This window comes from Candidatus Hydrogenedentota bacterium (assembly GCA_016791475.1).
Taxonomy (GTDB): domain Bacteria; phylum Hydrogenedentota; class Hydrogenedentia; order Hydrogenedentales; family JAEUWI01; genus JAEUWI01.
Map to the genome: position 1 here is coordinate 62,317 of JAEUWI010000038.1, position 14,902 is coordinate 77,218.

General features: G+C 62.4%; 6 protein-coding genes. 2 read left to right on the plus strand and 4 right to left on the minus strand.

Annotated elements, in window-relative coordinates; translation table 11 throughout:
• Positions 1-175 precede the first annotated feature (175 nt).
• The 4 genes from JNK74_18970 to JNK74_18985 form a co-directional block, all read right to left on the minus strand.
• The gene (locus JNK74_18970) at positions 176-1,453 is read right to left on the minus strand and encodes a hypothetical protein (GenBank protein MBL7648266.1); all 1,278 of its coding nucleotides are present in this window, start codon (positions 1,451-1,453) and stop codon (positions 176-178) included.
• Positions 1,454-1,905: 452 nt separating this feature from the next.
• Positions 1,906-5,607 (minus strand): hypothetical protein, encoded by a 3,702-nt coding sequence (locus tag JNK74_18975; GenBank protein MBL7648267.1) that lies wholly within the window; start codon positions 5,605-5,607, stop codon positions 1,906-1,908.
• Positions 5,608-5,743: 136 nt separating this feature from the next.
• Entirely contained in the window at positions 5,744-8,182 is a 2,439-nt protein-coding gene (locus JNK74_18980; GenBank protein MBL7648268.1) for a DUF1553 domain-containing protein, read from the minus strand.
• Between the two features lie 80 nt (positions 8,183-8,262).
• Positions 8,263-9,636, minus strand: coding sequence for a DUF1501 domain-containing protein (locus JNK74_18985; GenBank protein ID MBL7648269.1), 1,374 nt, complete (start codon positions 9,634-9,636; stop codon positions 8,263-8,265).
• A gap of 263 nt (positions 9,637-9,899) precedes the next feature.
• Between JNK74_18985 and JNK74_18990 the strand changes: the two genes are divergently transcribed.
• Complete coding sequence (locus JNK74_18990) at positions 9,900-13,442, plus strand: PSD1 domain-containing protein (GenBank protein MBL7648270.1); 3,543 nt, start codon at positions 9,900-9,902, stop codon at positions 13,440-13,442.
• A gap of 45 nt (positions 13,443-13,487) precedes the next feature.
• Positions 13,488-14,801: a GntP family permease gene (locus JNK74_18995; protein MBL7648271.1), complete on the plus strand. Its 1,314-nt coding sequence runs from the start codon at positions 13,488-13,490 to the stop codon at positions 14,799-14,801.
• The last annotated feature ends 101 nt before the right edge of the window (positions 14,802-14,902 follow it).

Consider the following 14,902-nt stretch of genomic DNA (forward strand, 5'->3'; position numbering starts at 1 on the left):
GCGCCGTGGATCTCGAGCGTAAGGACATAGGACGTGCCGCCGCCGCCGCCATTGGCCCAGACGGCGGGCAGCAGGCCCCGCGCACCCCAGAGCAGCAGCACGGCTGTGGCTGCGAAAGCGGGCAGCACGGCGATAGCGACTTGGCGCTTGCGATGAGTCATGACGTGTCCCCCCTTTATTCCGCCGCGCCCTGCGGCACCGGTTCCGGCTCCACGTCCCCGGAAAGCGCCGCCATGGCCGCATGGCATGCGGCGGCAATTTTACTGCCGGGCACGCGGTCGGCCAGGGCTCCGTAGAGCGTCAGGGCCGCATCGACATGCCCCGCCGCCGCCAGATTTTCCGCGCCCTGCTTCAGGCCGTAGACCCAACTCTCCCAGAGTACCCGCTCGGGCGTAGTCTCGGTGACGCCCTTTTCCAGCACTTCCAGGGCCAGCGCCAGGGTTTCGTCGCGCAGCGCCACATCCGAGGATTTCCCGGCACAATCCGCGCTCAGCGCCCGGATCAATTCCAGACGGGCCATGACGGCGTCGGGCGTATTGCTCTTGGTAGCCGATAGACTGCGGGCGGCTGCGCGCAGTTCCGTACCGATGTCGCCCTCAAATTCATTTTTCAGGAGCAGCAACGAGAAATAGCGCTCGCGCCAGTCGCTCCCCTCGGTGATACCCCGCAGCAGAGGCTGAAGCGCCTGAGCGCGCGATGGGGAGACTTCCTTTTCCGCGCTCAGATTCCCCGCGCATTCCCCGATGCGCGCCCGAAGGCTTGCGGACCAGGGACTGTAAGGCGGAACTTCCGCCGATTTAAAAGCGGCCTCCACCACTTCGGTGAAGTCTCCTTTCTCGCGATCCGCATAGAGCAGTAGATTAAGCGCTGTCTGGGCAAGGTCGAGATTCGGATTCTCCTTGGCCAGCAATTCCGCGTGCTGGATACTGAAGTCTCGATGGTTGTAATAGAAATAGGGGCTGGCCAGGAAATAGAGTGTTATGGCGCGCACGATTTCGCTGTTTATCTTGCTCGATGTCAGGTCTTGCGCTTCACGGGTGAAATGGTCTTTCTCGTCCGTTTCCAAGCCGATCGCGATATAGCACAGGGTCCGGACCATCCTGTCGATTTCATACGTCTCGACGGCGAACACCTTCTCGGAAAATTCGTAGGCCGCTTCTTCTGGCATCAAGTGAAGGAGGACGTAGGCGATCATCTGACCGTTACCATAGGCCGCGTCCGCGAGTTCAACCCGTTCCTCGGGCGCGTCGCGCATGGACTGGAGGAGGACGGTGATGGCGGTCGCAAGGTTCCCTTCGGCCACATAGGCCTCCGCCCTGGCGCGGGCCTGGAGCAGGGCCTTCAGATCGGGGTCGTCTGGGGCGACGGTGGGTTGGGCCGCTACGGGAAGTAGGGCCAAGGCTACAAGAGTGAACAGTAGCCCGATGAAACGATGCCTACAAACCAGATTCATTGTCGTGCCTCCGCGTACAATTACGTCTGGTGCCCCCAAAAGGGAAGACAGCCCCGACGACGGGGGTTAGACATTCATAGCCCGCGCGCCGTGGACAAATTCCCGAAATGGAAAGCGCCACCAAAGTCTACATGCCGCGTTACTATCCGCCCGCACCCCGCATAAACTGCCCTCGGAGATCCCGACAACGCCGCGCTTATCAATACCCCTATAATCTCCCCCCCCCCCCCCCCCGCATTTTGTCAAGGGAATTTTTGGGGTCTGGGGTCGGTTTCTGTCAACGCGTCGCTCCACCTGAATGGCCGGACCTGTGGCCGCTGACACTCGCCACAGGCGCAAGCGGTGAAAAATGTTGGCCATGCCCATCCGTAGACCCCATAAGACCCATGCCCGCACCGTGGTTGTTTCTTTTGACCCGACGGCACTTGTGCAGTTCAAGTACACCGGGCGTGTCAGTCCCTTGAGGCCACTTTCGCGCCCGCCAAAATTTTCAATGTGACAGGCTGGCTCAGAAATTTGATCGCGCCCGTGGATGGCGCCTCAACCCTGGCCTGCACGTAGATCTCCCGCTCCATGGGCTGCACCCAGGGCTCGACGGCGATGTTCATGGACCGATCAAATTCGTTTTCGCGCACCAGAATGCCGTTGAGCCCCGTGTCCATGACGGATACGCCGTAGGGCAGGTTGAGCACCTCGATGGGCACGCGGCTGGTGAAGCCGTTGAATCGATCAAGCTTGACGGCCAGTGGACCGAAACGGCCTGCCGCGATCTCCAGTACCGACGTGTCGACATTGACCACAGCATCGGGCTGGGCCTTGACGACGGTAATGGTGCCCATACCCGCCTGATTGTCCATGGGGCCACTCGGGGTTTCCGCGCGGGACTTGATCAGAACGATGCCTTCGCGCGAAACAGACTGCGCGCCGGGATCGGCCCAAACGCGCAGTTGCACACTTTCTTCGTCGGGCAGAATCATGGCGGGATTCGCATGGAGCCCTTCGGGCAGCCCTTCCAGCCAGACCTTCACCGGCGCGTCGAATCCATCCCGACGGCTGATGGTCACCGTCGCAGGGTATGACCCGCCCTCCGGCACATTGAAGCGGTAGGTGCCCGCGTAAATGCTGTAACCCGGCTGGGCCGACCGCACGCACAGGCGGTATGGATGCATCCCACTGTCGCCCAGTGCATCGCGAACACGGACAAAATAGGTGCCCGCTGCGGGGGCCTCGAACTCGATTCGCGCGTCGGTCGAAAGCCCGCCCTCAAAGAAGCCGTCGTCGTTGCGCCAGAAAATGGGAAACACGGGCATACCGTTGGGTGGGAAGGTGGCGTCCGGCGGAAACAGTTCCACACGATACACGGGCGCATAGACTGCGTGGTGCTGGGGGCTGGTGCCGAAGAGACTCATCCGCTGGCCGCCAACGGAAGAAAAGACGACATCCTCGTCGGCATAGTCCGGAATCTTGCGGACCTGAAGCAGTTCGCCGCTCGCCATTATGTAGTCGTTCATGGCCAGGGCGGACCAGTCGTCCAAACGCAGCCCGGCCCCTTTGGAATCGCGGCTGAAAAGGGTGATGTGGGTTTCCGCCGTGCACCGCGCCACTGCGCGTTGGAGTACTTCGCCGGAAGCATCCAGAATCTCAATTTCGGAATCGAGGGGCACGCCCAGCCGCTCGGCCTGTATTTCCAGCAGCAGGTTCTCGCCCGCCTCGGCCTCGATGCGGTAAATGTCCCACGCATCTTCGCCCACCCGTCCATTGACGACCGTGCCGGGGGCCAGGAGCGGCGCTTGCGCGATCTCATTGTTGGGCTCGGTTTCGACAACTTCCTCCCCACGCCACACCGCGAGCTTCGGCGCGGGAATCGGGTTGTGTGCCACGGCGGGCAGAGGTATTGGCATGGTCTCCCAGGGGGAGCCTTGCCCCGCAGGTGTGACCGCGATGGTGGCGCCGCCGAGATTGAAACCGCTTACCTGAATCTCCGTCGTCCTGCCGGCGGGAACACCCAGGGGGAAGTAATCCGTGACATAGGGGAAGGCCCCGACATGGAGGCGATAGCCCAGTTTGTCCCGTAATTCAGGATCGCTCATTTCGAGGGTGTAATTGCCCGCCACCGGCGCGCGGAAGCCGAGCCTGCGCCGATCTTCGCCCATGGCTGCGCTATTGTCCGCCACTGCGGCGCCCGAGGCATCGAGGAGACGCAGCGCCGGCGTCAACGCCGTGTCGGTAAGGGCAAACACGATCTCCGCGTTGGCCTCCAGTGCGACCTGGAAGCGATCCACCTCGCCCTTCTGTTTGATCTGGCCGATGATCACCGTGGGTAACGCGGCGATGGTGTGCAGGCCGTTCTCGGGCTTCTCGCCTTCGTCCGCCTTGTCGAGTACCGTGAACGGCATGGGTTCCGCGAGGCCCAGGGGAGTCTCCACGTAGAACCACTGTCCGCCGGGGGGCGTATCCGCCGGAATGGTGACCTTGACCTTGAGTTCATGGGGCACGGCGTTGTCGTAAATCTGCACGCCCGTGCTCTCCGCGTTATACGTGAATTCCGGTACGGGCTTCGCCTCGTTGGAGACGATTTCCACGGTAAGATTGGAGGTGAAAAAGGCCCTGGCTTCGGCAAGATTCTTTCCGGTGACGGTCATGTCCACCGTGCCGCCGCGCACGACCCGCGCGGGCTGGACGCTGTTGATCACGGGCGGGATCGTGGCATTGATGAAAACCGAGTCCACGTTGACGCGGCCCGCCTGCTCGGGGCTCTTGGCCTCGGCTGCGGCCATGACCACCGGACCTCCGGTCGAAAAGGTCTTATCGCCGGTTGCCACGGCATAGAGGGCGAGGGACGCGTCGAAGCGGCCCGAGGCGAGAAAATCGCCCGCCGGACTCAGCGCCAGCGCGAGGGGCCAGTCGGACTGAGGCTCCAGCGTCCGCGCCGTGGCCATGGTGGCGGCATCCCAGAGTTTCACCACGGCGTCTTCGCCGCTCGACACGAGGGTAGCGCCATCCTGCGTGTAGGCCAGCGCCAACACCGCGCCGTCGTGGGCAAATTGCGAGTGGGCCAACACGCCCGTGGAGGTGCTGGACTGGGTGAACTGCTCGGCGGATGCGGGCACGTCCCAGACGTAGATCCGTTTGTCGGCGGAGCCGGCCGCAAGATAGCGGCTGTCGGGCGAGAAGGCCACCGCATTGACATTCTTCGCCGCGTCGGAAAAGGTGATCAGGCGCTTGCCCTCGGCCACGTCCCACAGCTTCACGGTGCGATCCCCCGCGCCGGTGGCGAGATATTTGCCGTCCGGCGAAAAGGCCAGGGCATAGACCGCGTCGACATGGTCGGTGAAGTCGTTGCGCGTTGCGCCGTCGGCGGTGCTGAAAACCATCACATGCTTGTCGTAGCTCGCGGTTGCGATAAGCGAATTGTCCGGACTGAAGGCCACGTCGAGGATGTTGTCCTTGTGGGCGCTGATCGTCCGCAGCGGCTGATGGGTTGTCGTATCCCAGACGATAACCTGTCCCCCGCGACCGGTCTTACCCCCGGCGGCGGCGAGCAGCTTGCCATCGCTGGAGAAATCAAGGGCCCGGACCTGGTCATCGTGACCGGGAAGCAGGACGACTTTGGCAGGATCGAGCTTGCCGTCTTTGACGGGATATAGTGCGACGGTGCCCAGCCCGCCTCGAGCCACCCACGCGCCGTCGGGCGACCAGGCCAGCGCACTGACGGGGGTCGTGGTCCAGTCGATGACGGGCATTGGAGCCGCGACGGCTTCTGACTCGGCGGGCACAGACACGCCCTCGGCACCCTTGGCCCCGGCGGTGATCCACGCTTTGATCACATCAATTTCTTCCTGGGGCAGTTGCTTGAACTTCTCCTTCGGCGGCATGAAGGGTTCGGTCTTCCACTCGATCATGGCGACGAGGGGACTCTCCTCCACCGAGCCGGGCTTGATGCTCGGACCGTTTTCGCCGCCCTTGAGCGCGAGGGCAAGGCTCGTGAGATCGAAGTCCCCCTTGGGCTTCTTGCCGCCGTCGGGGAAGTGGCACGGCGCGCAACGCTGCGCAAAGATCGGTGCGATGTGGCTTTCGTAGGTTATGGGATCTTCGGCGAGGGCCTGGAAGGCGAAGAGGCTTGACAGGCCGACTGCAAACACTCGTTTCAGCATGATCGTGATTACCTCGGGGCGCAAAAAATGGGTCGTATGGGTCGTATGGGTCGTATGGGTCGTATGGGTCGTATGGGTCGTATGGGGCCGATAAGCTGAAAAATTCTATACGACCCATCAGACCCATTCATGACCATTAGTGGTTAAACAAAAACTCTTTACTCGTGAGCAGCGCCCAGACGATATCCTCCAGCGCGGGGCGTCGCCCCCCTTCGGACTGGGTGGCGCTGGCGAGCATGGTCACGCACTCCTTGCGCTCAATTTCGCTGGGCGCGCGGCCGAAGGCGCGCCAGAAGATATCCTCCACAGCCGCCTCGTCGGCGGTCTTCTCGGACTCATATCGTGCGAGAATTGAGCTTTCCGCCTGGAGCTTCTTGTTCAGGGTGTCCCCGTTTGCGAGATGCAGGGTCTGGGCGATGCTCGCATCATCGGTGCGTTCGCACTCGCAGGTCTGGCGTCGCTCGGGCCGCCCAAAGGCATCGAGGAAGTAAGAGGCCACCAGCGAATCGCGCAGTTGCAGGGCGCGGTAGCCCTCCGGGTAGCCGCTGAAGGGCGTGGGCGCTTCCGTTACTTGAGAATAGGCGTCCAGCAGCACCTCGGCCTTCAATCGGCGTGAAATATACTGGGAATAGTTGATCTCATCCGGCGCGGCGGGGTCGGCGGACTCGGAAGAGCGCTGGTAGGCCGCGGAGGTGAGAATGGAGCGCATGAGCGCCTTCAGATCGTAGCCGTGCTCCGACAGGTCGAGGCAGAGGGCCTCCATAAGAGGTTCATTCGTTGCCGGATTGGTCAGGCGCAAGTCATCCACGGGCTCGACCAGCCCCCGGCCCATGAAGTTTTTCCACACGCGGTTAACGATGGCGCGGGTGAAATAGGGATTCTCGGGCGCGGTCAGCCAGTCAGCCAGCGCCGCGCGACGATCCGCGCCGGGCGCATCTTCCGCCACGACGCCATCGAGGGGCTGGGGCGGGATGGCCTTGCCGCTGAGCGGGTGAAGCACATCGCCAAAGCTCGCGGCGACGATGTCATTGCCCGCTGTCTTGCCGTTTTTCACACGCACCCGCGAGAAGAGATTGGCGAACCCGTAGTATTGGTTCTGCGTCCATTTTTCCAGCGGGTGATTGTGGCAACGCGCGCAGGTGATGGAGGTCCCCAGAAAAGCCTGGGAAGTCGTCTCGGCCAGGTCCGGAATTTCGCGGTGCATGAAGAAATAGTTGGCCGCGCCGTTTTGCTGGGTATTGCCCGAGGCCGTGATGATGCCACGTACGAACTTATCCCAGGGGCGATTCTCTTCCACCGACTCGCGCACGTAGCGGTAGAAGGCATTGAGTTCCTGAGGCACCGGCAGATTCTTGGAGGAAATGAGCAGCAGGTCGGACCATTTATACGTCCAGTAATCCACAAACTCCGGTCGCGCAAGAATCGCATCGGCCAGCTTAGCCCGTTTGCCGGGTGTCGTGTCCGCTGTGAAGGCCTGCACCTCGGCGGGCGTCGGCAGTATGCCCAGGGTATCGATAAAGGCCCGTCGGATGAACGTGGCGTCGTCACACAGGGCGGCGGGCGCGATGTTCAATTGCTCAAGTTTTGCCTTGATGCGCTCGTCGATGTAGTTGTAGTTGGCGGAGGCGAGAAACACCTCGGGGGCCACCGGTGCGGCACGGGGCACGTTCAGCTCCGCCACCGCCACGCGGCTCGCATACCACGCGGTGATGGCCGCCGTGCCCGGCTGCTGCACCGTGATGACGCCCTGGTCGTCGACCACGGCCACCGTGTCCGCCGTGGTGTCGAACTTCACCCAGCGGGTCACATCGCGCACCGCGCCGTCGCTGTAGTGGGCCCGCACCAGCAGGGGTTGGGTTGTGCCCGCCTGAAGTTCGAGCGATGCGGGCAGCACCTCCAGTCGCTCGAAGCTCGCTTCACCCGCCTTCGGGCCCGGCGCGCCCTGGGTGATCCAGTCGAGCAAGATCTTGTGATCGAGCGAGTCCCTCTCGAAGCGCTGGCCTCCCTCATGGGGCACATCGCCCAGCGGCTTGAGCAGCAACAAACTTTCGACCGGATTCACGGTGGATACGCGGCGGCCTTTGGCCTGGCGGGTGAGCGTGGCATGATCGCGGGGATGGTCATAGCCGCGCAGGGAAAGGACGAATCCGTTCTTGCCCGAGGCCGCGCCGTGGCAGGGTCCGGTGCTGCAGCCGGTCTTATAGAGAACGGGCTGAACATCATTCACAAAGCTGCGCACGGGCGGCGCAGCGGCGCCTTTGATGCTTACCGGTATGGTGACTTGTGCGCCCGCGTTGCTGGCGGTAACGGTGGCATCGCCATCCGCGAGGGCCACGAGTTTACCGGCGGCATCCACCGACACTACGTCGGGCGCAGAGGAGGTCCATTGCGTCCCGCCTGCTACCGGTCCGACCCAGTGTCCATCGCGCCCCTGACCGAGGAGAAGCTGGTGCTCCTGACCCTGCTGGCTAAGGGCGACCGATTCGGGGAGCAGGATGAGCTCGGCCGCGTGGGTGGTGGCGCAGAGTATAGTTGTTATACAAGCTACTCGTGCAAAGTATGGCAATACGTGCATATTGGTCGATCTCGCGCGCGGCAGTGGCCATGTTCGGTGACAGGGTTAACTGTCAACTATCAACTGTCAACTATCAACTGCTAAAACAACTCCAAAACCGGCTCCGTGCCGAAATCCACCACGGGTACCGGTCGCGATCCCGGCGAGGGCAACTCCGTCTCCAGATTCACGCCGAGACTGTGATACACCGTGGCGATCAACTGCGCCGGGGTCACGGGGCGATCCACCGGGTAGGCGCCGATGCTGTCCGTCGCGCCAATGACACGCCCACCCTGTACACCGCCGCCCGCCATGAGCACGGACCAGGCCTGGGGCCAGTGATCGCGCCCACCTGCGGGGTTCACCTTGGGGGTGCGGCCAAATTCGCCCATGGCAACGACCATGGTGTTTTCCAGCAGGCCGCTACCTTTGAGCTCTTCCAGGAGCGAGGCATAGGCCTTGTCGAACATGGGTCCGACGAGATTCTGGTAGCACTCGATGGGGCTGAAAGGCGCGGAGCCGTGTATGTCCCAGGTGATTTCGTTGAAGACCGTCTCAAACATGTTGACGGTCACAAAGCGCACGCCGCGCTCCACCAGCCGCCGCGCGAGGAGGCAGCTCTGACCAAACTTGTTGCGCCCGTACTTGTCGCGCGTCTCGGCGCTCTCCTGATTGATGTCGAAGGCTTCCCGCGCGGCCTCGGAGGACATGAGCGTGTAGGCCTGACTAAAGCTGTCGTCGAGCAGGCGCGCATCGGGATTCGTGTCGAGCTGGCGCACGGATTGATCCACCATGGAGCGGAGCGACTGGCGCCGTTGCAGGCGCATGGCGGAGACATAGTCCGGCGGAAGGAGATCGGGCACTTTGAAATCAGCAAGACTTGGATCCGCGTTGAGCACGAAGGGATCGTAGGTCTTGCCGAGGAATCCCGCTGTCTGACCGTGGGGCATGTTGCCCCCCGTGGGACCGATGGGTCGCGGCATCAGCACATGGGCGGGCATGTCGTTCTTCCCGCCCTTGAGATATCCAAGCACACACCCGACATTGGGCTGCTCCAGGCCATTCAGGAAGAGTCGCCCTGTCTGCATCATTTGGTGGCCCGTGTCATGCACGCCCGTGGCCGTATGGTACATGCTGCGAATAATGGAGAACTTGTCGGCGTGCTTCGCGACGTTCGGGAAGATCTCCGAGATCTGGATGTCCGGGCAATTCGTGCGGATCGGTTTGTAGGGCCCTCGAATCTCCGCCGGTGCGTCCGGCTTCATGTCGAAGGTGTCCAACTGGCTCGGGCCGCCCACAAGGAAAAGAAAGATGCAATTCCGCTCTTTCGTGTCGTCCACCGCGCCGTGGGCCTTCGCCTGCAGGAAGCCCGGCATGGACAAGCCCAGATAAGACAAGGCACCCGCATGGAGGAAATCGCGCCGGGACAGACCGTCGCAAAAATGGACCCGCTTCTCCGCATCAAACCGAAACATGGTGCTCACTCCTGTTACCCAATACTGCACAACGCCTCATTCTGGCAGAGATTGGGTTGGAAGGCAAGTGACAGTTGACAGTTGACAGTTGACAGTTGACAGTTGACAGCGACGCGACCCATAAGACCCATAAGACCCATAAGACCCATAAGACCCATAAGACCCATAAGACCCATACGGTAAACTCTTGACACCAGAGCACCCCGGGGCACATTGACTCATCGGCCCTGTTCTGAAATAATTGAAGTTGAGGTGTCTACATTATGAAAAATACTGTCTTTCTCCCACTCTATCGATATGCCCTGGTTTTCGGTTGCGGTCTTTTGGCCGTCGCAACCTCGCAAGCCGAGGATGCGATAAAGTTCAATCGCGACATCCGGCCCATTCTCGCAAGCAAGTGCTTCCAGTGCCACGGGCAGGATTCAAAGAAGCGAAAAGCCGATCTGCGCCTCGATACCCAGGCGGGGATGCTGGCCACCTTGACGTCGGGCAGCCGGGCCGTCGTGCCCGGAGACATCACCGCCAGCAGCCTCATCGCCCGCATCACGACGGTCGATGCGGATGACCGTATGCCCCCCGCGTCGATCAAGAAAGAATTGAGCGCGGCGGAAGTGGCTCTGCTTACCCGCTGGATTGCGGAGGGCGCGCCCTGGGAAGAGCACTGGTCCTTTCAGCCCATCAAACGCCCCGCTACGCCCGCGGTGACCAACGCGACCTGGGTCAAGAATCCCATCGACAGCTTTGTGCTCGCCCCCCTGGAGGCCCACGGCGTTGCGCCCTCGCCGGAGGCGGACAAGCGCACCCTCGTGCGGCGTCTCTATCTCGATCTGACGGGCCTCCCCCCGGCCATCGAAGACGTGGAAGCCTTCCTGGCCGATCCGCAGCCGGACGCCTACGAACAACTGGTGGACCGGCTCTTGAGCTCCGATGAACACGCGGAGCACATGACCCGATTCTGGCTTGACGGCGCGCGCTATTCCGATACCAACGGGTACCACATCGACAACGAGCGCTTCATGTGGCCCTGGCGCGACTGGGTCATCCGCGCCTTCAAGAATAACATGCCCTATGACCAGTTTACCGTGGAGCAACTTGCCGGCGACCTCTTGCCCAACGCCACAAAGGATCAGAAGCTGGCGAGCGGATTCAACCGCAATCACATGGTCAATTTTGAAGGCGGAATCATCCCTGAAGAGTACCGCGCTCAATACGTGATGGACCGCGTGGAAGCCACCAGCACCGTATGGCTGGGGCTCACCATGACCTGCGCCCAGTGCCACGATCACAAATACGATCCCGTTTCCCAGGCCGAATACTACAAGATGTTCGCATTCTTCAACACGATTGACGAGAAAGGCAGCGACGGGTTCAGCGGCAATGCCGTGCCCATGATGCGCGCTTCCACCGACGCGCAGGACGCGCGCCTCACTCGATTCGAAGAAGAGAGCACGCGGCTTCGGGCCGAAATGAACAAGCCCGTGCCCGAAGTGGATACGGCTCAGGCCGCGTGGGAGGCCGCCAGCCTTACGAAGCTCCAGGGCAAGTGGCGGACCATCGTGCCCACGGCGGTCAACTCCACTGGTGGCGCCACACTTACCACCGGGGCCGATGGCGTAGTGATCGCGACGGGTGAGAATCCGGCGAAGGATGTCTACGAACTCGACTTCAGGCTGGAGCAGCCCGGCATCACGGCGATGCGCGTGGAATTTCTTCCCGCGCCCGACAAGCCCCTCAACAGCATCGGTCGCAACGACGTGGGGAACATCGTCCTCACGGAACTGGAGGCTGAGATCAGCCCCGTTGCCGAGACACCCGCCTTCCAGAAAGTAAACTTCATTTCCGCGGACGCGGACTATGCCCAGCCCACCCTCGAAGTGGCCAAGGCCATCGACGGCAACCTCGAATCGGGCTACGGCGCGGGCGGCCATGAAGTCGCCGGCGCGCGGACCCTCGTGTTTACGCCGGACGCCCCCTTCGGCAACGCTTCGGGCAGCCTCTTCAAGGTGCGCCTGCGCCAGGAGAGCGGCTTCCCCCAGCATGCGGCCGCGCGCGTCCGCGTCTCCATCACCACGGACCCCGCCATGGGCCGCGCCCGACTGGAGCAGTGGTATGTAGCCGGTCCCTACACCGCGGCGGACGGCGATGTGGCCTATAAAACCGCCTTCGACCCGGAACTGGGCATCGACCTCGAAGCGACCTATCCCGATGGACGCCAGAAATGGCAACTGGCGGTGCCGGGCTATGAAGATGGCAAGCCCAACAGCCTGAGTGGACGCGTTGCGGCAACCTACCTCTATCGTAAGATCGTTTCTCCCAGTGCGCGTAAGACGACCCTCTCCGTAGGTAGCAACGACGCGATCAAGATCTGGCTCAACGGCCAGGTGGTCCACGACAACAACGCCAAGCGCGGCGTGATGGCGGATCAGGACAAGGTTCCGGTGACGCTGAACGCGGGCGAAAACGAATTGCTGATGAAGGTGGTGAACTACGGCAATGCCTACGGCTTCTTTTTCCGGAACATGGACGAGCAGACGGGAGAATTCTCCGTCCAGATTGAGACCGTGCTGGCCAAAGCGCCCGCCGATCGAACGGAGGCCGATCAACAGGTCCTGCGCAATTTCTACCGTCAGGCCAATTCCCCCGAGTGGCAGGGACTCAACGCCCAGCTCGCCAAGGTCCAGGAGGAAAAGGCGACCTTCGAGAAAGATCTGCCCACCTCCATGGTCATGAGCGAAATGGCCGAGCCGCGCGAGACTTTCGTGCTCATCCGCGGCCAGTATGATCAGAATGGCGAGAAGGTGACACCCGGCACGCCCGCCGCGCTGCCGCCCCTGCCCGCGGGCGCCCCCAACAACCGGCTGGGCTTCGCCCAGTGGCTCGTCAGCCGCGATCATCCCCTCATGTCCCGCGTGACCATCAACCGCTACTGGCAGCAATACTTCGGCTCGGGCCTTGTCAAGACCACCGAAGATTTCGGCACCCAGGGCGACCTGCCCTCGCACCCGGAGCTCCTCGACTGGCTCGCGGTCGAGTTCATGGAGGGCGGCTGGGACGTGCGCCACATCCAGCGCCTCATCGTCACCTCCGCCACCTACCGGCAGGCCTCGAAGCACCGCGACGACACCCAGGCCTTCGATTCGGCCAACCGCCTGCTGGCCCACGCCCCCCGCTTCCGCATGGACGCTGAAGTGGTGCGCGACAACGCCCTGGCCGTCAGCGGCCTCCTGAACAAGACGGTCGGCGGACCCAGCGTGCGCCCCTACCAGCCCATGGGCCTGTGGGAAGAGGTGGCTTATGGCGACGGCTTCTCCGCCCAGATCTTTACGCTGGGACCCGACACCCATCTGCACCGCCGCAGCATGTACACCTTCTGGAAACGTACGAGTCCGCCCCCCAGCATGATGCTCTTCGATGCGCCCAACCGCGAGACCTGCTCGGTGAAGCGCAGCCGCTCCAACACGCCCCTGCAGGCCCTAACGCTGCTCAACGACCCCCAGTTCGTGGAGGCCGCGCGCTTTCTGGCCGAGCGCATGATCACTGAAGCGGGCAATACGCCGGAAGAGCGCCTCAACCACGCCTTCCAGTTGGCCATGTCCCGCCTGGCAAAGCCGGAGGAGCTCGCCATCCTCCGTCAGCTCTACGAGCGGGAGCGAACCGGTTTCCAGCAGGAACCCGCACGGGCGGAGGAACTGTTGAAGGTGGGTAATTTCCCCGCCAACGCGGAGCTCGACAAAGTGGAACTGGCCGCCTGGAGTACCGTGGCCAGTGTAATTCTGAACATGGACGAAGTCATTACGAAGATCTAACCCGGCTTCTCTTGAAAGCCACAAGGACCCTCCATGACACTTAGCATGGCCGGGCTAATCGGAGGCCTGGCCCTGCTGATAGTCCTGACGATTCGTGGGATGAATATCCTCATCGCGGCGCCCATCTGTGCGCTGGTGGTGGCGCTCTGCAGCGGGATCCCCTTGATTCCGCCCCTCGCCCCCGAAGGGGTTACAAGCCTCACCGATGGCTACATGACCGGCTTCGCCGAGTTTCTTAAGAAGTGGTTCATCGTCTTTCTCCTCGGCGCGATGTTCGGCAAAGTGATGGAAGACAGCGGCGCGGCGGACAGTGTCGCCCACGCCATTGTGGAAAAGCTGGGCATGCGCCACGCCGCGGCGGGCGTGGTCTTCGCCTGCGCCGTCCTCACCTACGGCGGCATCAGCGTCTTCGTGGTCGCCTTCTCCGTATTCCCCATGGCGCTCAGCCTCTTCAAGCAGGCCGACCTGCCCCGCCGCTTCATTCCCGCCGCGCTGGCCTTTGGCTCGGGCACCTTCACCATGACCTCGGCGGGTTCCATGGAGATTCAGAATTTCCTGCCCATGTCCTACCTCGGCACCACCCAGTACGCGGGCGCCCTGGTCAGCTTCATCGTGGCCGTCTTCATGGCCACCCTCGGCATGTGGTGGTTCAACCGCATGTTAAAGCGGGCCAAAGCGCGCGGTGAGCGCTACGAAGACCGGGGCGAAGTGGCCGCTGTCCGTCACTACAAGAAACTGCCCCATCCGCTCCTTGGCCTCCTGCCCTTGATGCTGGTCCTCATCACCTCCTTCTTCGGCAGCGTGGTCCTGGGCTATGGCGACACCTCGCTGGTCCTCGCGCTGCTCGTGGGCCTCTTCAGCGCGACGGCCATCTACTGGAAGAATCTGAAAGATTTTGAATCCGCCATGTCCGCCTCCACCTTCGGCGCACTGGTCGCCATCAGCAACACCTGCGCGGTCGTGGGCTTCGGAAGCGTGGCCAAGCTCACCCCCGCCTTCCAGGACTCCCTGGCCTACATGACGGCTATACCCGGGAACGGGCTCATCGGCGCGGCCGTGGCCATCAGCGTGATCGTGGCCCTCACCGGCTCTTCCTCCGGCGGCCAGGCCATCGCCCTGCCGCTCCTCGCGCCCCACTACCTGGCCCAAGGTGTGGATCCCGAAGCCCTCCACCGGGTGATTGCCATCACCTCCGGGGGCCTCGATTCCCTCCCCCACAACGGCTACGTGGTCACCACCATCCGCGCCATCTGCGGGGAAACCCACCGATCGGCCTATCTGCCCATCGGCGCGCTGACCGTAATCGTGCCCCTCTTCGGCTCGGCGCTCGCTATACTCTTGTTTATTTTAGGTTTATAATGGCAAGGCGCAAGTGACGGGCTGAAGGACCCAAAGGACCCAAAGGACCCAAAGGACCCAAAGGACCCAAAGGACCCATAAGACCCATAAGACCCATAAGA